Annotated in this window: 17 protein-coding genes and 1 tRNA gene; 14 read left to right on the plus strand and 4 right to left on the minus strand. The window is 57.1% G+C overall.

Features of this window, described 5'->3' with window-relative positions; genetic code table 11:
• On the plus strand, positions 1-3,241 hold a 3,241-nt coding region (locus ACY692_RS10170), incomplete at its 5' end, for a type I restriction endonuclease subunit R (RefSeq protein WP_462325253.1).
• Between the two features lie 194 nt (positions 3,242-3,435).
• Here the strand turns inward: ACY692_RS10170 and ACY692_RS10175 are convergent.
• Both ACY692_RS10175 and ACY692_RS10180 read right to left on the minus strand, forming a co-directional pair.
• Positions 3,436-3,906 carry a tRNA (cytidine(34)-2'-O)-methyltransferase gene (locus ACY692_RS10175; RefSeq protein ID WP_462325254.1) on the minus strand — a complete coding sequence of 157 codons (471 nt, stop codon included), beginning with the start codon at positions 3,904-3,906 and terminating at the stop codon, positions 3,436-3,438.
• Positions 3,907-4,052: 146 nt separating this feature from the next.
• Positions 4,053-4,128: transfer RNA gene (locus tag ACY692_RS10180), tRNA-Val, on the minus strand.
• A 505-nt stretch (positions 4,129-4,633) separates the two neighbouring features.
• On the opposite strand from ACY692_RS10180, the gene rfbB reads away from it, so the two are divergent.
• Both rfbB and argC read left to right on the plus strand, forming a co-directional pair.
• Positions 4,634-5,656, plus strand: coding sequence for a dTDP-glucose 4,6-dehydratase (rfbB, locus tag ACY692_RS10185; protein WP_462325255.1), 1,023 nt, complete (start codon positions 4,634-4,636; stop codon positions 5,654-5,656).
• 126 nt (positions 5,657-5,782) lie between these two features.
• Positions 5,783-6,838 (plus strand): N-acetyl-gamma-glutamyl-phosphate reductase, encoded by a 1,056-nt coding sequence (gene argC / locus ACY692_RS10190; RefSeq protein ID WP_462325256.1) that lies wholly within the window; start codon positions 5,783-5,785, stop codon positions 6,836-6,838.
• Between the two features lie 134 nt (positions 6,839-6,972).
• Here the strand turns inward: argC and ACY692_RS10195 are convergent, their stop codons facing one another.
• The gene (locus tag ACY692_RS10195) at positions 6,973-8,361 is read right to left on the minus strand and encodes a DEAD/DEAH box helicase (protein WP_462325257.1); all 1,389 of its coding nucleotides are present in this window, start codon (positions 8,359-8,361) and stop codon (positions 6,973-6,975) included.
• 407 nt (positions 8,362-8,768) lie between these two features.
• The gene (locus ACY692_RS10200) at positions 8,769-9,212 is read right to left on the minus strand and encodes a hypothetical protein (protein WP_462325258.1); all 444 of its coding nucleotides are present in this window, start codon (positions 9,210-9,212) and stop codon (positions 8,769-8,771) included.
• A gap of 30 nt (positions 9,213-9,242) precedes the next feature.
• Here ACY692_RS10200 and ACY692_RS10205 point away from each other — a divergent pair, with 30 nt between their 5' ends.
• The 11 genes from ACY692_RS10205 to ACY692_RS10255 all read left to right on the plus strand — a co-directional run bounded on the left by ACY692_RS10205 (position 9,243) and on the right by ACY692_RS10255 (position 21,545).
• Complete coding sequence (locus ACY692_RS10205; RefSeq protein ID WP_462325259.1) at positions 9,243-9,449, plus strand: hypothetical protein; 207 nt, start codon at positions 9,243-9,245, stop codon at positions 9,447-9,449.
• A 36-nt stretch (positions 9,450-9,485) separates the two neighbouring features.
• Positions 9,486-11,111 carry an NAD(P)/FAD-dependent oxidoreductase gene (locus tag ACY692_RS10210; protein ID WP_462325260.1) on the plus strand — a complete coding sequence of 542 codons (1,626 nt, stop codon included), beginning with the start codon at positions 9,486-9,488 and terminating at the stop codon, positions 11,109-11,111.
• Between the two features lie 331 nt (positions 11,112-11,442).
• Entirely contained in the window at positions 11,443-12,612 is a 1,170-nt protein-coding gene (locus ACY692_RS10215; RefSeq protein WP_462325261.1) for an ATP-grasp domain-containing protein, read from the plus strand.
• Between the two features lie 57 nt (positions 12,613-12,669).
• Positions 12,670-13,956 carry a hypothetical protein gene (locus ACY692_RS10220; RefSeq protein WP_462325262.1) on the plus strand — a complete coding sequence of 429 codons (1,287 nt, stop codon included), beginning with the start codon at positions 12,670-12,672 and terminating at the stop codon, positions 13,954-13,956.
• 363 nt (positions 13,957-14,319) lie between these two features.
• Positions 14,320-15,018, plus strand: coding sequence for a FadR/GntR family transcriptional regulator (locus ACY692_RS10225; protein WP_462325263.1), 699 nt, complete (start codon positions 14,320-14,322; stop codon positions 15,016-15,018).
• A gap of 470 nt (positions 15,019-15,488) precedes the next feature.
• Complete coding sequence (locus tag ACY692_RS10230) at positions 15,489-16,892, plus strand: hypothetical protein (RefSeq protein ID WP_462325264.1); 1,404 nt, start codon at positions 15,489-15,491, stop codon at positions 16,890-16,892.
• A 31-nt stretch (positions 16,893-16,923) separates the two neighbouring features.
• Positions 16,924-18,090 carry an MBL fold metallo-hydrolase gene (locus ACY692_RS10235; RefSeq protein ID WP_462325265.1) on the plus strand — a complete coding sequence of 389 codons (1,167 nt, stop codon included), beginning with the start codon at positions 16,924-16,926 and terminating at the stop codon, positions 18,088-18,090.
• 85 nt (positions 18,091-18,175) lie between these two features.
• A complete protein-coding gene (locus ACY692_RS10240) occupies positions 18,176-20,002 on the plus strand; it encodes a CobW family GTP-binding protein (protein ID WP_462325266.1) in 1,827 nt (608 codons plus the stop codon).
• A complete protein-coding gene (locus ACY692_RS10245; RefSeq protein WP_462325267.1) occupies positions 19,999-20,601 on the plus strand; it encodes a MotA/TolQ/ExbB proton channel family protein in 603 nt (200 codons plus the stop codon). The genes ACY692_RS10240 and ACY692_RS10245 overlap by 4 nt, the downstream gene beginning before the upstream one ends.
• On the plus strand, positions 20,598-21,020 hold the full coding sequence (locus ACY692_RS10250; RefSeq protein WP_462325268.1) for an ExbD/TolR family protein: 423 nt from the start codon (positions 20,598-20,600) through the stop codon (positions 21,018-21,020). The genes ACY692_RS10245 and ACY692_RS10250 overlap by 4 nt, the downstream gene beginning before the upstream one ends.
• A 3-nt stretch (positions 21,021-21,023) precedes the next feature.
• The gene (locus tag ACY692_RS10255; RefSeq protein WP_462325269.1) at positions 21,024-21,545 is read left to right on the plus strand and encodes a TonB family protein; all 522 of its coding nucleotides are present in this window, start codon (positions 21,024-21,026) and stop codon (positions 21,543-21,545) included.
• The last annotated feature ends 112 nt before the right edge of the window (positions 21,546-21,657 follow it).

A 21,657-nucleotide genomic window follows, 5' to 3' on the forward strand; every position in this document is an offset into this window, starting at 1 on the left:
CTACACCGAAGACACCCTCGTTCAACAAACCACGTCCGACTATCTGCACGATCGGCTCGGGTGGGAGTCGGTCTATGCCTTCAATACGGAGACCTTTGGTCCCGAGGGAACCCTGGGGCGGAGGTCCGACAAGGAAGTCGTGCTCACGCGGTATCTGCGGCAGGCGTTGGAGAGGCTGAATCCGGGGTTGCCCGATGGTGCCTATGACGATGCCCTGCGCCAGATCGTGACCATTCCGGCCGGGCAGTCCATGGTGGCCGTCAACCGGGACATATACCGGCTTCTGACGAACGGTGTGCAGGTGACATTCCGCAATGATGACGGCGAACGGGTTCGGGAACGATTGCGGGTTTTTGATTTTTCCGAGGAGGCCGACAATCACTTTTTGTGTGTTCGGGAGCTGTGGATCAGGGGCGATCTGTACCGGCGGCGGGCCGATATTGTGGGGTTTGTCAACGGTATTCCTCTTGTTTTCATGGAGCTCAAAAACCTCAATCGGGATATCCGCGCGGCCTTTGAACAGAATCTCAAAGACTACAAGGACACGGTTCCCCATCTCTTCCACCACAATGCCGTGGTCATCCTGGCCAATGGTGTGGACGCGAAGATCGGGTCGATATCAAGCAAATTCGAGCACTTCAGCGACTGGAAACGTCTTGAGGAAGATGCACCCGGAGCCGTGGACATGGAGACCCTGCTCAAGGGGGTCTGTGACAGGCACAACCTGCTGGATCTGTTTGAAAACTTCATTCTTTTTGATGACTGCGCTGGTGAAACCCGGAAGATTCTGGCCCGCAATCATCAGTTCCTCGGGGTGAACCGGGCCATCCAGGCGGTCAGGGACCGCGCCGACCGGCAGGGAAAACTGGGGGTGTTCTGGCACACCCAGGGGGCGGGCAAGAGTTATTCCATTGTCTTTTTCACCCGCAAGGTTCACCGGAAGCTGGGCGGCAATTTTACCTTCCTGGTGCTCACGGACAGGGAAGACCTGGACACCCAGCTGTACAAGACCTTTGCCGGATGCGGTGTGGTGGATAATGACCGGGACCCATGCCGGGCCGCCAGCGGCGAGCATTTGAGCCGTCTTCTGGCCGAGCACAAGGCCTATGTTTTTTCCCTGATCCAGAAATTCAATCAGGATGTTGACCCGGATGTGCCGTACACCCGCAGGGATGACATCATCGTCATCACCGACGAAGCCCACAGAACCCAATACGGCACCCTGGCCCTGAACATGCGCAACGCCCTGCCCGGTGCCGCCTATATCGGTTTTACCGGCACGCCCCTCTTTAACGACGACGAAATAACCCGCCGGGTATTCGGGGAATATGTCTCCACCTACGATTTTCAGCGGGCAGTAGAAGACAAGGCCACGGTGCCCCTGTATTATGACCCAAGGGGGGACAAACTCGGGGTGGCCACGAGTGATCTGAACACGCGGATCGCCGAAAAGCTGAACGATCTGGATCTGGACGATATCGACCTTGTCCAGCGGTTGGAAAAAGATCTCAAACGCGATTACCATGTCATCACCGCAGGTAAACGGCTGGATCAGGTGGCCCGGGACTTTGTGGACCATTATTCCCGTGCCTGGGAATCGGGCAAGGCCATGCTGGTATGCATCGACAAGATCACCTGCGTGCGCATGTACCGTTTGATTGAATTCTATTGGGACCGGCATATCCGCACACTGGAATCGGAACTCGGATCTGCCCGGGACGAGCAGGAAGAAGCATACAGCAGACGACGCATCGAATGGATGCGTCAGACCAGAATGGCCGTGGTCATCAGTGAAGAACAGGGGGAGGTTGACACATTTGCCCAGTGGGATTTGGACATCACCCCCCACCGCCGTCTGATCAAGGACGGGATCGATCTGCCCGAATCCCTGCGCCACAAGCCGAGATTCAGAAATCTGCAGCGCATGGGCCTGGCAGAAGCCTTCAAGGAAGAAGAACACCCTTTTCGTATCGCTATTGTCTGCGCCATGTGGCTGACAGGATTCGACGTTCCCTGCCTGTCCACCCTCTACCTGGACAAACCCCTCAAGGCCCATACCCTGATGCAGGCCATTGCCCGGGCCAACCGGATCAATGGAGGAAAAAACAACGGGCTCATCGTGGATTATTGCGGGATACTCAAGAATCTGCGTAAGGCACTGGCCACCTTTGCCGGGCAGGGAGACGCCGGACATGAGGGGGAAAGCGGGGGAACGGACCCTGCGCGTCCGGACGAGGAACTGCTCGCAGAGTTGGCCGAGGCCATCGGGTTGATCAGGGGTTTTCTTGCCAGAAACAGGGCATCCCTGGACGGCATCATCACCGCTACCGGGTTCGAGCGTAACCGTGCCATCCTGGCCGCCAAGGAAGCCGCCAATGAAAACGACCGGACCAGAAAACGGTTCGAGGTGATGTGCCGGGAGGTGTTCAAGAAATTCAAGGCATGTATCAATGTCCGGGGAGTCAATGCACACCGGGCGGATTACGAGGCCATACGCGTGGTGTACAAAAGTCTGCAACAGGATCGGGACCAGGCCGATATATCCCATATCATCAGACAACTCCATCTGGTGGTTGATGGGGCCATTGCAACGAAACCCGTTGATGCCGCCGCTGAGGAGCACGGGCTCTTCGACATCAGCAGGATCGATTTCGACCGGCTGCGCAAGGAGTTCGAAAGAAGCCGGGCCAAACGGACCACGGTACAGAGCCTGAAAACGGTCATTGAAAACAGGCTGAAACGGCTGCTGGAACAAAACCCGTTGCGGACCAATTTCCAGAGGCATTTCGAGGATATCGTTGCAGCGTATAACAGGGAGAAGGACCGGGCCACCATTGAAAAATCATTTGAGGCCCTGCTTACCTTCTACGCGAAAGAACTCACCGATGAAGAAAGCCGAGCCGCCCGCGAAGGGCTGGACGAAGAATCCCTGGCCGTGTTCGATCTGCTGAAAAAAACCGATCTTTCCCCACGGGACATCAAGAGAATCAAGAAGGTGGCCGTGGACCTGCTCGCAACCCTCAAAAAAGAAAAACTGCGCATCGACCATTGGCGGGACAAGGAAGCCACCCGCGACGCGGTACGCATCCAGATCACCGATTTTCTCTGGGCCGATACCACCGGACTCCCGGTGAGCGCCTATGATGATGCCGAAGTCTCCCAAAAGGCCATGGACGTGTACACCCATGTTTTCCGAGCCTATCCCAATCTTCCTTCGCCGTTTTTTGGCGCCTCTGTATAAAACGGTTTGTAACTATGCAGCATGACAATTCGGGATAAGGCAGCGTCTTTTTTCCTGGGAACGCCGAGCGTCTGCTCGGCCTTGCAGGCCATGGAGATGGAGTATCGTTATACTCCTATCCGGGCGTGCCATCTGCCCCTGTTTTCTGCTGGTTCGCAGACACAGTGCCGAGCAGACGCTCGGCGTTCCCAGATTCAGGGGGCGGGTTCGTGGAGGTCGAGCTCACCGGTCTGGCGGAGGGCTTCGTAGAGCAGGACCGAGGCGCAATTGGCCAGGTTGATGGATCGCACCTCTCCCCAGATGGGGATGCGTACCAGGTGGTCGGCCGAGGCGAGGATTGGTTCGGGAAGTCCCCGGGTTTCAGGGCCGAGGACAATGATGTCCTCGTTGTGGAAGGAAAAGCTGTGATGGGGATGCCCCTTGCGGGCACTGGTCATGATCAGGCGGGCCGAGGGGGGAAGGGACCCGGTGAACGCGTCCCAGTTCTTCCAGACCCGCACATCCACGTGGGGCCAGTAGTCCAGCCCGGCCCGCTTCAGGTACCGGTCGTCCAGGCTGAATCCCAAAGGCTCGATGAGATTGAGGGGGGTGGTCACGGCGGCGCAGAGCCGGGCGATGGTTCCGGTGTTGGGCGGGATCTCCGGTTCGTACAGGGCTATCTGCATAAGGGTTGCTCTTTGGGGTCAAACTTAATATCCACTGCTGTTGACGTATACGGGTGTATCCCTTTGTCTCTTGGAGGGGGCTATCCGTCCAGGGGCAGGGGCATAAAAAAAGGCCCTGGCAAAAAACCAGGGCCCTGATATTCCGGTGGTGGGCGATCGGAGATTTGAACTCCGGACTTCCACCGTGTGAAGATGGCACTCTCACCGCTGAGTTAATCGCCCGAACAGGCAGTATTTCTAGAAAAAAAGATTCGTTAGGGCAAGTTTTTTTTCAGGTATTTTTCAGGCGGTGGATATGGGTTTCTGGGAATGCCGAGCGTCCTTTCGGCCTTTCTGGAAATGTATAGGGAATATGGTCATAATGTCCGGCTACTCCATTGCCGCTGTTTCCTACTGGTTCGTAGGCGCGTTGCCGAGCAGACGCTCGGCGTTCCCAGGGGGCACCACGCAATCGGGCTACCACGAGCTGAATAGCTACTTGATTTTTTTGTTCTCCTGAACCAAACCTACTTTGGAAGCCGTAGTTTTCAAATGTACGGATATGTGTTCCGCTATCAAGGCTTATCAGCTTACGAGCTCATCAGCTCATGGGCTGGTAAGCTCGTAAACAAAAAATTCTTGTACCGATCCATCACCGGAACCCACGTTTTCAAACTGGTTTTGGTTTAGCAGAGATCAAAGTCAAAGATTGTTGTTATTCTAACATGTTATCAACCAAGGAATACCCATGAACATTCTCGTCACCGGCGGATGTGGATTCATCGGCTCCAATTTTATCCACTATATGTTTGGAACCAATGATGACGTCAATATCGTTAACCTGGACAGGCTGACCTATGCGGGCAACCGGATGAATCTGTCCTCCATCGAGAGACAACATGGGGGGGGGCGGTATGTTTTTGTCCATGGGGACATCAATGACCCCGAACTGGTCATGGGCATGATGCGGGTCCATGAGATCGATGCGGTGGTCAATTTTGCTGCCGAGTCCCATGTGGACCGGTCCATTAGCGATCCCTCACCGTTTATCACCACAAACATCAACGGTACCCAGACACTACTCGAGGTGTCCCGTCATCTCGGAATCCCCAGATTCGTCCAGATATCCACGGACGAGGTCTACGGCTCCCTGGGTCCTGAAGGACTTTTTTCCGAAACCACTCCCCTGGCCCCGAACAGTCCGTATTCGGCGTCCAAGGCATCGGCCGATCTTTTGGCACGGGCCTACCACAAGACCTATGACATGCCCGTGGTTATCACCCGGTGTTCCAACAATTATGGGCCCTATCAGTTTCCGGAAAAGCTCATTCCCCTTATTTTCACCAATGCCATGGAGGAGAAATCCATCCCGGTCTACGGGGACGGCCTCAATGTCCGCGACTGGATCTATGTTCGTGACCACTGCAAGGGGGTGGCCATGGCCCTGGAAAACGGCAAGCCCGGCCACGTCTATAATTTTGGCGGCAATGCCGAAATGGCCAATATCGACATCGTCAAGACCATCCTTCAGGAACTGGGCAAACCCGGGTCCCTGATCACCTATGTCAAAGACCGCCCGGGCCACGACCGTCGCTACGCCATGGATTTTACCCTGGCCACCAAGGAACTCGGCTGGACCCCTGACCACGATTTCGCTGCAGGCATCAAAGAGACCATTGCCTGGTACAAGAAAAACAAAAAATGGCTCAAAGAAGTCCAATCCGGAGAATACCAGGCCTTCATGAACGAGTGGTACAGCGAAAGAAAGTAAAAGAAAGTAGGCAGTGCACAGTACGCAGTGCGCAGTAAAAAATCTCAGCATCCTCATCCGCCACTGCGTCCCCTCTGTCCACTTGGTCCACTCCCTTACCCCTTAAAACCTAAAACCAAAAAACCTATGCATCCAACAATACAAACAGGCCTCGTCGGGGCAACCGGCTACACAGGCATGGAACTGGCCCGCCTCATGATAGGCCATCCGGTATTCAAAATGGTTCTGGCCACCTCGCGTAAGGAGGCCGGCAAGACCATGGTGGACATCTTTCCCCATCTCCAGGCCACGGCTCTGGCCGACATTCCTATTGTCCAGCCTGATCCGGACGTTCTGGCAAAAGAGTGCGACCTGGTCTTTTTGGCCGTGCCCCATGGGACGGCCATGAACATCGCCGCCGAGCTTGTGGCCCGCAAGGTGAAGGTCGTCGATCTGAGCGCTGATTTCCGCCTGCGTGATCCCGAGATCTACGAAGAATGGTATAGTGTCGACCATACCCAGAGAGAACTTTTGCCCAATGCCGTCTACGGCCTTCCGGAATTGTACGAGGAAGCCATTAAGGGGGCCGAACTCATTGCCAATCCGGGATGCTATCCAACATCTGCCATTCTTGGGCTGTATCCGGCCCTTGCAAGCGGTTTGGTCGAGACCCGGGGGATTGTCGTGGACAGCAAGTCCGGGGCGACCGGTGCCGGCCGCAAACCCGGCGTGCCGTCCCTGTTTTGTGAGGTGAACGATAATTTTCGGGCCTACAATCTGGGCAAGCACCGCCATACCCCGGAGATTGAACAGGAGGTCTCGGTGGCCGCAGGGACGGATGTGACCCTGTCCTTCAATACCCATCTCATCCCCATGGACCGGGGGATCCTCTCCACCACCTACACCCGGCCGGTCCGGTCGGTCACCCTGGATGCGGCCCATGATCTGTTCACCCGGTTTTACGCTGAAAAGCCGTGGGTCCGGGTTCTGCCCAAGGGAACCCTTCCCCAGACCAAATGGGTCCGGGGGACCATGTTCTGCGACATCGGGCTGGCCGTTGACCCGCGCACCGATCGGCTGATCATTGTCTCGGCCATCGACAACCTGTGCAGGGGCGCCTCCGGTCAGGCCCTGGCCAATGCCAATATCATGTATGACCTGGAAATGTCCCTGGGCCTCGATCTAGGGACCTTGATCCCGTAGTCCCAGGAATTCGCCATGCACCAAAAAAAGGCTGCCGGAATCACTCCGGCAGCCTTTTTAATGTTGTTGGCAAAAACACACGATCTGTAGGGATGTGCCTGTGTGTCCGCCCTTTAGAAGACAGCGGTCTATCCCTACGATGCCCGTCTCGCCCGACTGGGCGTTCGTTGTCCCTGCCGGGAATGCGGTCTCGAGGACCCCGTTCTGGCCGACTGCGGTCGTGGCCGCTTCGACCGCATCTGTTGTTTTTTGGGTGCGGGCCGTGCCGCGGCACCTGTGGCGTTTTTGGCCTCTTCGCTGTGGAAGGGGTGGTCCATGACCACGGGAACGGTTTCCCGGAGCAATCGTTCGATGCTCCGCAGATAGTCCCGTTCCGGTGCACTGCAAAAGGAAACGGCCTTTCCGCCGGCTCCGGCCCGGGCCGTGCGGCCGATACGGTGTACATAGGTTTCCGGTTCTACCGGAAGATCGTAGTTGATCACGTGGGTGATCCCGTCCACATCGATCCCCCTCGCCGCAATATCCGTGGCCACGAGTACGCGGATTTTTCCTTTTTTGTAATCGTTCATGGCCTTGGTGCGGGCGTTCTGGCTCTTGTTCCCATGGATGGCCGCTGCGGCGAATCCGGCCTTGGTCAGCTTACCGACCACCCTATTGGCCATGTGTTTCATCTGGGTGAACACGATGACTTTTTTGAATGCCGGGTCTTCCATGAGCCGGTTCAGCAGGTTCGGTTTGGTGTTTTTGTCCACGAAATAGAGCTTCTGAACGATCCGTTCCACGGCCGGCTGTTCCGGGGCGATGTCCACCCGTGCCGGGTCCGTGACCAGGGTGGTGGCCAGATCCATGATCTGTTTTTCCATGGTCGCGGAGAAGAACAGGGATTGCCTCTTGTTCGGTAGTTTGGCGATGACCTTGCGGATATCCGGGAGAAATCCCATGTCCAGCATGCGGTCTGCCTCGTCCAGGACAAATATTTCGATACGGCCCAGGTCGATGAACCCCTGCCCCATGAGATCCAGGAGGCGGCCGGGCGTTGCTACCAGGATATCCAGCCCGCGTTTGAGGGCCTTGACCTGGGGATTCTGGCCCACACCGCCAAAGATGACCGTATGGTTGATGTGCAGGTATTTGGCGTAATCATGGATGGACGCGTCGATCTGGGCGGCCAGCTCCCGGGTCGGGGCGAGTACGAGGACACGGGGACTGCCCGGCAAACGTTTTTGGGGATTGGTGGAGAGATATTCGAGAATGGGCAGACTGAAGGCCGCTGTCTTGCCGGTTCCCGTCTGGGCACAGCCGATGATGTCCCTCCCCTTGGCCAGAAAGGGAATGGACTGTTCTTGGATCGGGGTCGGGGCCCGGTAGCCCATGTCGGCTACGGCTTTCTGGAGTTCCTCAATGAGTCCGGTGAAGACCCCTTCTACGGTCGGCGGTCTCTGTTGCCGGGTGGTGTGTGATCTGTTGGGGTGTTCGGGGCGTCGAGTGGACGGACGGGAGGTTCTTGCTTTTTGGTCGTGCATAAATAAGATGATATCCTTACCGGCGAGTTGTTCCATTTTCCTGCCTGCCGGTGGGGAAAAGAAAATACGGATGCCGTGTCCCTGAAGGGAGACATCTCCGTGGAGTACAATGTCCTGATAAACCTGATAATCCGAAAAGACGAAAGAGGAATGTGACGGGACGAAAAAAGAGGTACCACGGTGAGATCACAAGGATCGTTGCATCGGGGAAAAGAGGATGAAAGACTCCGCGGCTCGGCACACGGATGCTCCCACAAAAAAAAAGGGCATCAGTTGGTCCTGATAACCCATTGTGTGTGCAAGTGGTTCCGGAGTCGTTGGAAAGAGACCTATGTGAATTCAGGAGGCCGGTCAAGAAGATCGGCTATCCAATTTCGGCACCTCCCGAACCACCGGGCTGTTTTGGATCAGCCATAGCCCATGGCCTCTTTTCTGGTCATGGGTACTTTTTCGATAAGATGGAAGGTGAAGGAACAGAAATCCATGACTTCCAAATACATTCTGTCCCCGGGAACGGGAAATTCCCGGCAGGCAGTGGGGAAGTCCGGACATTCCCAGCGTGAGCACCAGAGATCGTCGGTGAGATATTTACAAGGCATAGGGATCAGCGGTCCTGCGATCCCTTTTTTGGTAAACCCTTCAAGGTACGCGCTCAAACCGTCTTTGAGACAAAAGACCTGGCAGCAGGCGGCCTGACAGTATTCGGGTCTGCAGCATCCCTGCTTGCCCAGGACGAACCTCTCCTTGCCTTTCTTGACCAAAAATCGGTCCGTCTCGATTTTTTCAAGCAGTTTGACATCCCACAGAAACGATCTTCCGAGTCTGTTGGATGGTTTTGCGTGATAGAGCATACATAGGCTCCTGGGGTTGGGGGAACTCGGTTGGACTCCAATCGCCTGATGGCGGATCCCCAGAGCGACATCCAGCGGAGTCTGTTGCAAAAAAAATTTTTCGAGGCTCCAAACGGCCACCAAGACCGGAAGGGACCGATTATCTTCTTGACCTTGATCGCAAGTTCGGCGACCCAACGTTTTCCCGACCATCTTTCAGACCGATCCGTCAAGGGGTCCCTGTTCCATTCTTTTTGACGAACAACGGATTGGTATCCCCATGGGCACGAACCCATGGGCTCAACCGCACGGACAACCAGACCCATGCTCCGCACCACCCAGATCAAACTCCCCCTGGACCACTCTTTCGAGGATCTGCGCCTGGCTGCGGCCAGCCACCTGGGCATCGATCCCTGCCACATCAAGACCCTGTATATACGCAGACAGTCCATTGATGCGCGCAAACGCAATGCGGTTTTTTTCGTCTATACCCTGGATGTGGAACTGACTCCGGAAACCGAGGTTTCAGGGGCATGCCGGTACACACAGGTTCCTGATCTGTGCTATACCCCACCCCGGCCCGCTCCGGAAGGAACCTGGCACCGTCCGGTGGTTGTCGGAGCCGGACCGTGCGGGCTGTTCACCGCCCTCCTTCTGGCCCGGTCCGGGTATCGCCCCCTGGTCCTCGACCGGGGCCGACCGGCTGACGAACGGACCAGGGACGTGGACCGGTTCTGGCAGACAGGTGCTCTCGATCCGGAGAGTAATGTCCAGTTCGGCGAGGGCGGGGCCGGAACCTTTTCCGACGGCAAGCTGAACACCGGGATCAAGGACAAGAACAATCGGTGCCGCAAGGTGCTTGAGGAATTCGTGGCTGCCGGTGCGCCCGAGGATATTCTGTACGCGAGCCACCCTCATATGGGCACGGATCTGCTCGTGTCCATCGTCCAGACGATCCGGAAGACGGTCATCGATCTGGGCGGGGAGGTCCGTTTCCAGGCCCGGTTGACCGGACTGCATGTGGAGGAAGGGCATATCAAAGGGGTGATGATCAATGGTCATGAAGAGATCGAGACCGACCATGTGGTTCTGGCCATCGGCCATTCGGCGCGGGACACCTTTGGCCTGCTCAGACAATCCGGCGTGGCCATGGAGCAGAAGCCCTTTTCCATGGGCTGCCGCATAGAACATCCCCAGTCCATGGTGGACACGGCGCTGTATGGCACACACGCCGGACACCCCCGACTCGGGCCCGCACCGTACAAGTTGGTGCATCACAGCAAAGGGGAACGCTCGGCATACTCGTTCTGCATGTGCCCGGGCGGTCAGGTCATAGCAGCCGCCAGCGGACCGGGCCAGGTTGTCACCAACGGCATGAGCCTTCGGGCCAGAAGCGGAAAGAACGCCAACGCCGCCCTGCTCGTGGGTATCAAGCCGTCTGATCTGCAGGGAGACGATCCCCTGGCCGGTGTGGACTTCCAGCGCAAATGGGAAGAAAAGGCCTTTGAGCTGGGCGGATCCAATTTCCACGCCCCGGCGCAGCTGGTGGGTGATTTTCTGCAGGGCGTGGGGTCCATGGTTCTCGGCAATGTCGAGCCCACGTATACCCCGGGGGTCAGGCTCTGCGATCTGGCCCAATGTCTGCCGGAGTATGCGGCCGCTGCCATGCGCGAGGCCATTGTGGCCCTGGACCGCAAGCTCAAGGGGTTTGCCCGGCCCGACGCCGTGCTGACCGGGGTGGAGACCCGCAGTTCCTCGCCCGTGCGCATTCTGCGCGACCAGGGGCTCGAGTCCGTTTCCGTCAGGGGCCTCTACCCGGCCGGAGAAGGCGCCGGATACGCCGGCGGGATCACCTCGTCCGCAGTCGACGGCATCCGCGTGGCCGAGATGGTGGCGGAAAAAATCAGAAATAACATATAAACGCCCTGTATAATTGTCGGTCCGTAGGGGCACGGCGCGCCGTGCCCTTCCCCCGTATCATAACAATGACACGATACAAATGATGACATCATCGATTCCTGCACAAGATACTTATGCGTCCCTGTACGCCATGGACGTCAATTCAAGGGCACGGCGCGCCGTGCCCCTACGGGATTTCCGGTAATATCTTTGAGCTCTTATCATTCTGCCGTCTCCAAAATGGTGACCGGACGGTCGGCGTTCCCGGGAAAGGCAAATCATTATCCTGTATCATCACCCCGACCTCAAACCTACCACCTAAAACCTAACACCTAACACCTAAAACCGCCTTATGTTTATTCTCGAAGCCCCTTACGTCTCTGATTTCCTGAAACAGACCATCCTCGATCGCCAGGCTCCGGTTCTGGCCAATGACGTGGCCAGCAAACATTTCGGACCCAACGCATCTGTCCTGTGTCCGGCCGAAGATTTTGCCGCCCGTGCAAACTCGAGTCTGCCCATATACTCCAACTCGGAAAACGCCATCGAGTGGATCGGCACCCATCTGGGAACCACCGGACTGCCGGACACCATCCGAACGTTCAAGGACAAGGTCCTTTTCCGCGAGCTCATCCGCGACATGCATCCGGACTATGTGTTCAAGGGAATCCCTTTCGACAAGCTCAAGGACATCGATCCCTCGGCATTTCCCAAACCCTTTATCATCAAACCGGCCGTGGGGTTTTTCAGTCTGGGCGTGCACAAGGTGGATGCGGACGAAGATTGGCCCGGTGTTCTCGAGACCATCCACAACGAGGTCTCCCGCATTCAATCCCACTATCCCGACCAGGTCCTGAGCCTCGATCATTTTATCATCGAGGAGTGCATCGGGGGTGAGGAATTTGCCGTGGACGTGTATTTCGGTGCTGACGGCAAACCGGTCATTCTGAACATCCTGGGCCATCTCTTTGCCTCGGAAAACGATGTCAGCGACCGGGTCTATCTCACCTCGCCCTCCATCATCCGCACCTGGCTGGACCGGTTCACCAGGTATCTGGGCGAAATCGGCACCCGGGCACATCTGACCAATTTTCCGGCCCATGTGGAACTGCGCGTGGACAAGGACGGCACCATCATGCCCATCGAGGCCAACCCCATGCGTTTTGCCGGCTGGTGCGTGGCCGATCTGACCTTTCATGCCTGGGGATTCAACCCCTATGCGTATTATCTGGATGGAAAAACCCCTGACTGGCCAACCATTCTGGCCGAGCGCGAGGGGCAGGCTGTTGGCGTGCTCGTGGCCGATGTGCCTGCGGATGTGGACTGCGCCTCTATCACTGCCGTGGATTATGATTCCCTCACGGCCCGTTTTTCCGACCCTCTGGAACTCCGGCGCATCGATGTCCGTGAGTATCCGGTCTTCGCCTTTCTCTTTGCCCGGGTTCCGGAAGACGATCTGGGCGAATTCAGGGGGCTGCTCCACTCGGACCTCAAGGAATTTTTGACCCTGGCGGCCGAGTGACGGACACCACGGTCTGTCCGGTTTTCCCAACAAATTGAAAACAATAGCGGTTCTATCATGGTCAGCAGCGATTATCATCCCTATGATTTTTTACAGGGTTTTGAACAGCACCTGGCCTCCTACCTGGAGGCGGTCCCCTTTCTGATCTGGCGTATCAACGTGGTCAAAAAGGAGATCACCTTTTTCAATACCTATCATATCCAGGGGCTTGGCCGGGATACACCCCTCCTGCTCAAGAACATGGAATTCGCCCGTAAGACCGTGCTGGGGGAAGATCTCGACCGGTTCGAGAATTTCATGGACAGGGTGCATGGGCGGCAGTCCGCCTCGGTACTTTTCCGGATAAAGAACCACGATGGGATGATGCTCTGGGTCCAGGCCTCGGGCATGCCCGATCCTTCTATGTCCTCGTGTTACATGGGCATGCTCACGGAATGCACCTCGTTGGCCGCAGAGGCCCAGGCCATGGACACCCCGAGCCACAAGCTGGAATCGCGCATCGAACTTTTCCATACCCCGGTTTTCTTGTGCCGGTTCGACGACAAGCGGGTTGTGATGACCAACTCGGCGGCCCTGCTTTTTCTGGGGAGATCCCGGGACGAGGTCGGGAAAATGACCCTGTACGATCTACTCTGCGATGACGATCCCGACCGGTATATGGGGAGTGTGTATGAAAGCCTGATCTTTGCCGACAGATGGACGGGACAGCTGCCGTTTACCGATTGTCAACGCCGCCCGGCCATGTGTGACGTGAGTATCCGTAGTCTGGCCTCGGGGGGACAGAATTATCTGTGGGTCGGGCTTTCCAATCCCCGCAGCCGGGGAACGGCCAGAGATATCGGCATGACCCCGGAGATTTCTGGAAAAAGCCTGCAGGCCATCGCCCAAAGTTCCTCCCTGCCCGGACTGCTGGAGTCGGTTCTCGCGGCCCAACCCCTGGAGGCCCCGGCCAATGCGGTCATGCTTTCTCGGGTTTTCATCGATGAAAACCGGATCACGGTCGCGGCCCGGGGGGCCGGATTTGATCCCGAAGAAGAGAGCACGCACCCGTACAAGGGGTCCATTGCCGAAAACATCGTCAATTTCGATCTGGAGCATATCCTAGTGGGTGATACGTCCAAGAGCATAAAGCCCATCGACTGGGCCCTGTTCATCCCCAAAGGGGTCAGGTCCTACTATGCCCAACCATTTTTCAGCCGGGACATTCTATGCCATGTGCTCATTTTTTGCTCCACGGAGCCGGACGGGTTCGACGAAACCACCATGACCATGTACCGGCCCCTGTTCGCCGCTTTTGAAAAGGGGCTGGAACGGTGTTTGATGGGTACGTCCCAAGATACCTGACACACGGAGCAGTTTCTCTCTGGTTATCATGTCGTTTCAAACCGGGCCCGCAGCAACCGTGGGCCCGGTTTTTTTGTCCCTGTTCTTTTTTCTCCGGGAACATGTGCTCTTGGAGTGTATCTGGTAGGACCAAAATGGGGCGATGGGGTGCAAGGGAAGGGGGGCCACCATCATGTCCACACTCTCCGGACGGTATCAGTACCGGGAGTACGGCCACTAGCCGGGAAAGGGGGGGGTGCTTTTTTTGGTAGTACCAGTTTGTTTGAAAAAAAGCATAAAAGGCTTGCGTTCTATTTTTTCAGGCCGTAGGGACCTTGTAACGGGCACAAAAATGCCATATAATTCCAATCTGGTAGGACCAGAATGAACGATGAACAACGCGCCTTAGCCTCGGAACGGATCATCTCTCTGATCAAGGGAGAGTCCATTGCCATCGGCCAGCGTCTTCCGGGTGAGCGTCGGCTGGCTGAATTGTGTGGGAGTTGCAGGAATACGGTCCGGGAGGTCCTCAAGCATCTCGAAGAACGGGGATATGTTGAAATCAGACAACGCAGCGGCTGCTATGTTGTCAGCAAGGAAGATACCCCGGACTGGAAGATGGTCAGAAGACCGCAGAAAGCGGACATGCCCCAGATGATCCAGGCCATTGCCATCGTCGGACCCGCCATAGCCAAACTGGCCACGGAGTCCTGCACCAGGAAGGAGATGGCCGGACTCAACCAGATCACCGCCCAGCTTGGACAAGCCATCGTGGATCATGTCCCGGACAGGATTGTTCGCCATTACGCCCGGTTCTATGCCTTGGCTGCAGAATTGGTCGGCAACAGGTATCTTGCCCTGCTCATGGGCGAACTGGAAAGGGTTGCCGGGAGTGTGGACACGGACACTATGACCGTGGGTGAGGACGCCATGGGATCATTTTTTGCCGCCCATGTGGAAATGGTCAATGCCATGTTCCGCCACGATCCCCATGGGGCCTTCAAGCAGGCCGAGGAGTCTGTCGCGGTTCTTGGCCGGTTGTTTGCCCCCGACCTTTTGGGCCATAGCCAATCCGTTCCCTGATAGGGTGACCGAACATATTTTGGGTGCCGCACGCCCAAAACCCTCCCTCTACTCTTCCCCCTCCTTTCCGGAGGGGGAAAACGGGAGGGGTGCGTCCAAAAATCGGGGGCTCCCAAAAAACGCAGTCAACGGACCTGGTCCAACCCAGGGTCCATATCCATAATAAGGCTGACCTGTGCACAGAAGAGATTTTTTCCGGCAATTCGTATCCCCTTTGACATGCCGCTCCCAGGAGACTCCAGAAAACGCTCACGGGCCCGAGCTTTCTGAAAACGAGATCTTTATGGCGGCCATGGAAATGGGCATCGATCCTGCCACCCAGTCACCCGGGAGACTCAAACACCTTGTCCTGGAACACCGTGCCGCAAAGAAGGATTAGTTTTTTGGCGCTATCCGGGACATGCGATCAAGGCATGAACCATCAATCATCAATCATCACCCAAGGCACTTCCACTGTAAGGAGTCATATAATGGACGCCACTGCCGTCAGTTATCTGGAAAGCCGTAAGCTGGTAAAACGTTGGAACGGCCCTATTCCGGCCCTGGTCAACACCCTGCTCATAGGCGTATTTTTTTACATCACCTGGTGGATCTTTCAGGACCCACGCGGTGTCATGCGCATGTACACCCCCTATGTGGGCTACATGGTCTGCCGCTGGCTGCTCATCCTATTTATCTGGGTGGCCTATATCTTCGATTTCTGGCCATTCAAGCGGTCCTGGCTGGAAAAGACCCATCCCCTCTTAAAGGGGACCGTGCTCACCCTTTTCAGCGTCGCGGCCATGGTCCTGCTGATCAAGGGATTCTTCATCGATATCCTAGGAAACTTCGGTATCGCCTACTTTGATCCGGATCGGCTCACCGCCATGGGGATCACGGATTTCTACGCCGTGGAATATGCCGCCGAGGCGATCATGATGTTCGCGGCCATTGCCTCCTGGCTCTCACCCAGCTGGGTCGTGGCCTGCGAGAACGCCCCCTGGCAGAACCTCAAGCAGCCCGCGCGGGGCATAACCATTGTCCTGGTCACCTTCTTCCTGAGCATGATCGTCTATTTCCTGACCATGCATTCGCACATGGCCATCCTGTTCTACCCCTGGCAGAAGTTCACGGCCATCTGTCCCCCCTATTGGGAACAATTCGCCAACACGGTTTCCGGCAACTTCCACATCGCCTGGATCATGTGCGGCACCGTCGTTGTCTGGCTGTTCGAAGGGATCTGGGAACGCTATCCCTTCAACCTGATCAAGACCGACTGGCTGCGCAGGACGGTTTCCTTTTTCGGCATCCTGGGTATCGCCCTGTGTCTGTGCTTCTTTCTCTATTTCGCCCAGGAACTGGTGTGGGGCTCGGCCATCCGTGGAACCCGCCGCCTCATGGCCCCGGACTGGCGCTGGCTCCATGTGGGTGAAATGGCCATCTTCTGGCTGGTGCCCAGTCTGTATCTGACCTTTTATTGCGGCAACTGGCCGACCAGGTTCAGCCGGCCCGTCAACGTGGCCCTGCGTACCGGGATCACCATCCTCGGGGCCATTGCCCTGTATGTGGTCTACTACAAAACCTCCCACCTCTTCCTGGGGACCCAGAAGGGTTTTTCCCATCCCCAGCAGTTCCCCATGATTCCCATGATCTGGCTGATCAACATCTTTTTGATCAACGTATGGTTCATGGACGGGTGGCCGGGCTGGAAGGCGGTTCCCAAGACCGAAGAAGAGCTTGAAGAGGTCCAGGAAGAGACCGTGGCCCATGATGTGGAATGGACACCCCGATTCGCCAAGGGACTCGGCGTGGGCGTGATCGCCAGCGTGGCTCTGTATGCCATTGTCATCCATGTGCTTCCCTGGATTTCGGCCAACCTGACCATCATCAAGTAACACGGCTCACGTCAGAACAAGGAGAACCATCATGTCAAAAGAAAACAAGGAATTCAGCAGACGCAGTTTTGTCAAAGGCGCGGCCACGGGACTGTGTGTGGGAGCCTTTGCCTCCATGGGGGCCTTTTCCTACTCGCCCATGGCCACGGCCATGCTGGGCAAGACGGATCGAAAGATGAAGGATTTCGGGGCCTGCAAGTCTGTCAAGATAACCAACATCTCCGAAACGAGCTGGTTCAACAACGCCCATCTCATCGGAGACATCCACGAGGCCGGTGGGCTTCTGGTCAATCAGTACACCCTGAACTGGGCCCCGTTCGCCAACGGCAAGGGCTCGGCCAAGGGGTCCTATGAAGAGGGCATCGCCTCCATCAAGGACCTCATCCCCCACGACCTGGAAAAGGCCTGGGAGATCCAGAAGAAGCTTTCCCTGCATCCCGAGAATCCGGGCGGCTACTCCTGCCTCATCGAGGTGGAGGGGCTGGACGGGGTCGTGCACAAGTACCTCCTGGACACGGGCTGGTCCTACAGCTGGATGGACGCGGCCTTCAAGAGGGAGGGGATCGACAAGCTCTTGAAGGACAACGAGATCGAGGCCCTGTTCATTTCCCACGAACATTGGGACCACTACTGGGGTCTGCCCGTGACCACCAAGTACGATCCGGATATCCCCCTGTATCTGCACGACGGGTTCTATCCCGAGGGGCTGCAGTACGCCAAGGATTCCGGACACACCGGGGATCTGCATATCATCAAGGAACCGGTCACCGAGATCATTCCGGGTATGTGTGCCCTGAAATTCAATGTGCCGATTATCAACCGGGTTTTCGGGGAGACTTCTCTGGCCTTCAACATCCAGGGCAAGGGCCTCGCCCTGGTCTCGGGCTGCTGCCACCAGGGGATCCTCAAATTCGCGGATTTCGCCTATTCCAAACTCAAATACGACAATGACCGGTTCTACGGGATCTACGGCGGTCTGCATATCTCGCCCTTTGAAGACTGGGATCCCAAGTACGATGATCTGGTCATCTCCCTGGGCAAGTGGGGATTCGAGAAGATCGGCTGCAACCACTGCACCGGTCATCTTACGGCCAAGAAATTCATCGAGGCCGGATATCCGGTCGTCCGGGGCACGGCCCGTTTCCGGTCCGCGTCCAAGGACTATCTGGGCAACGGGGACATCATCCAGTTCGGGTGATGAGAGTCATTCCTGACGAGGGGGATCCTGATCATCAGGGTCTCCCCGTTTCTTTTTGCATCAACCTTCAATCCGGGATGGTCCTATGCACATGGACACGACCATGGTCCGTTCCCCCCTGAGTGGGGAAAATCTCGAGGAATGCCTATCCGGGATGGCCATGAATTTCATGGTCTATGCCTGTCAGGAGGTTCGTTTCAAGCGCCTTGCGGGCATTACCGGTCTTGGAACCTGTTCCCGGGGAGAGGCCTGGACCTGCCGGCTGGATAGTCGGTCCGGGGTTTACGGGATCATGCCCTGCGGCACGCTCGTTGAAGCGGACATGGTTCTGGCCCGGTTCTCCCTGTTCTATTTTCCCGATCCCGACGAGGAGATTCTGGAGCACTCTTTGCTCATGGCCGCCATGACCTGTCAGGCCACGGGGTATTGGGACAAGGTCCGGGATTTCACCGCCCACCCCGAGGAGATGTCCTGGTTTCCGGCCGGGGAGCTGGTTGTGGGGATGGATCGGGACGAGAAGGGACTCGTTCTTGGTCTGGAGGCCAGGGACGTTCGTCTGACCATCTCCAGGGACGGCGTGACCTATCCCGACGGTCAGGGGTATCTGGTCGATCCCGGCGATCCCGAGGAGCGGTTTCCCGAGAACGAGGTGGCTACTTTTCTGTTCGAGGCGCTGGCTGCGGCCGTTTCCTTCACGGTGAAACGTGCTCCGGAAGCGTCCCTGTCCGGGAGTCGGACGGTCAACGGCCGCATCCATGACCGGTCCGGCGGGATCACCGAGGCCGCCGACCATCCCGCGAACCTGATCCACCGCTCTGTGGTCTGGGGGGAGATGGACGGCCTGATGACCTTCTCCGGGTTGCAGGATCTTGCACCCGACCCAGAGATTCCTGGAAAGGAACTCTTCTGGCAGACCCACGATCTCCCCGCTCTGGAGCGGTCGGGAGAGCACGACAAGATTTTTGACATGCGCCCGCAGTTCATCATCCTGAGTGGTTTTCTGGGCTCGGGCAAGACCACATTCCTCAATCAGCTCATCGAGTACTACACAAGCCGCAACGAATCCGTGGCCGTGATCCAGAACGAGATCGGGGCCACGGGCCTGGACGGAAAGATCCTGGAACACGGGGTCGAGGCCGTGGAGATGGACGAGGGATGTGTCTGCTGCACCCTGTCCGGGAAGCTGGGTCGGGGTATCCAGGAGATCATCGCCACCTATCGGCCCATGACCATTGTGCTCGAATGCACCGGACTGGCCAATCCCATGAACGTGATCACCGAGCTGGACGGCCTGCGGGATCTGGTCCGTCTGGATTCGGTAACCACCCTGATCGACGGGATCCATGGCCTGGACATGTTCGACTCCCATGAAATCGCCAGGGAGCAGGCCAAGGCGGCCGATGTCATCGTGGTCAACAAATCCGATCTCATCGATGCACAGAAACGCACGCGGGTCATGGAGCGGGTTGCCGCGCTCAATCCTCGTGCCGCGGTCCTTCACGCCTCCTATGGACGGGTCGCTTTCGGCACCCTGTATAATGATTCCCCCCAGGTCTTCGAACCCGGACTGCTGCCAGGGGTACCCGCATCCCATCACGACCACAGGGACGAAGGCTTTTCCACCGTGAAGGTGGATCTGCCTGAAGCCGTCGAAGAGGATGCTCTGACCGCATGGCTGGACAGGTGTCCTGCGGAAATATTCCGGATCAAGGGACTGGTTCGGGTCAGGGGGAGGGAGGTTCCCATGGTCGTCCAGTATGTGGGTGGCCGCTGGGAGATGTCCCGGTTCGCCGGGGAGCTGCTCAGCGAACCGTTTCTTGTGGCCATCGGCCGTCATATGGACAGCGGAGATATTGGCGGGTATCTGGCCCCGTATCGGACATTATCGACTCAAGGAGATGTTGCCACATGATGCTTCTGGACAAGGGCGGGATCATGATCTGGCCCATTCTGGGCTTTTCCATTCTCATTCTGGCGGTCATCCTGGACCGGTTGCTGGCCATGACCGCCTTCAGGATGATTTCGCAATCCGTTTTAAACCGGGTCAAAAAACTCGTTGCCGAGGGACGGGACAGTGAGGCGAGAGGACTGCTCGAAAACGAGGGGCCGGGCTCTTCAGCGGTTTTTCTGGCCGTCCTTTCGGTTACCGGAAAGACCAAGCGGGAGCAGGCAGCATCCAGGGCCGGAGAGACCCTTCTCTTCAGGCTCGGGCGCAGGCTGCCCGTCCTGTCAGCTGGTGCGGCCGCCGCTCCTCTGATGGGACTGCTGGGCACGGTGCTCGGGATGATCGATGTGTTTTCCAGGGTTTCGACCGCTCCGGGAGGCGTGGATATCGCCCTTCTGGCCGATGGGATATGGCAGGCCCTCTTGACCACGGCGGCAGGGCTTGGCGTGGCCATCCCCGCCCTTCTGGCCTATCATTTTCTGACCCGTTTTCAGGACAGGATCGGGTTCCGCATGCAGCATGAAAGCCAGGATTTTGTGGATGATCTGGAGGAGATGGGAAGATGATCGCCTTTTCCCGTCACCGCACCGACCGGCGGGTCGAGGTGAACATGACCCCGCTGGTGGATATCATCTTCATCCTGCTCATCTTTTTCGTGCTTTCATCCATCTTCATCACCCGGGGCATGGACGTGAACCTGCCCGAGGCGACCACCGGGGATTCGGTTTCCGGCAACCCCCTGGAACTGGTGGTCAAGGCCGATGGAGCCATTTTTCTGGATGGAGAAAAAATATTTCCCGGCATGCTCATGGAAGTCCTGGGCCGGGAGTTCGTCAATCACGGCGGGGATCGCAAGGTTCTGCTCAAGGTGGAAGCCGATGTTACGGTGAAGCGGTTTATCCGGGTCATGGACACGGTGCGTGGGGCGGGCTTTTCCAATCTGGTCATCGGAACCAGATCTCCGGATTCAGAGGGACCGGTCTGAGCCATGGATGAACGTCATACCTGGATAGCCCTGCTGGTACTCTCTTTTGTCCTGCATGGGGCTCTGCTCCACATCAAGTTGCTGCATCCCCCTTCGGTGGAGGGGAATGTGCCGGTGATCCTGGAAACCATGGTCCCGGAACAGCGGACATCCGACGGGATTTCTTTTACGGCGGAAATGGCCCCTTTGGATGGCAACAACCAGGGCGAGGACGTGGCCGACAAGCGTCGCAGGGCCTTTGCCGAATATCTGAAACAGATCCGCCGGACCATCGAGACAAATAAATTTTATTCCGCCGGCAGGGATGCTTCCGATCTGATAGGCAGAGCACCCTGCAGATTGACCGTCACCGGCGATGGAGCTTTCACACATGTCCGCCTGCTCCGCTCCTCCGGCGACCCCAGGCTGGACCAGGCCGCCCTCTCGGCCATCCGCGTGTCCTCCGCCAAGGTCAAACGCCCACCCATCACCGGCGACACCCCTCTCTCCCTGCGGGTTACGGTCAAATACCAATACGGCCTGTAAAAGTTTTTGAAAAAAGTTCTTGCCAAGCAAGATGCAAACCTATAGTTACTCCTTTCTCTTGTTGCGGGGTGGAGCAGTATGGTAGCTCGTCGGGCTCATAACCCGAAGGTCA

The sequence above is a fragment of the Desulfoplanes sp. genome, from assembly GCF_054921335.1.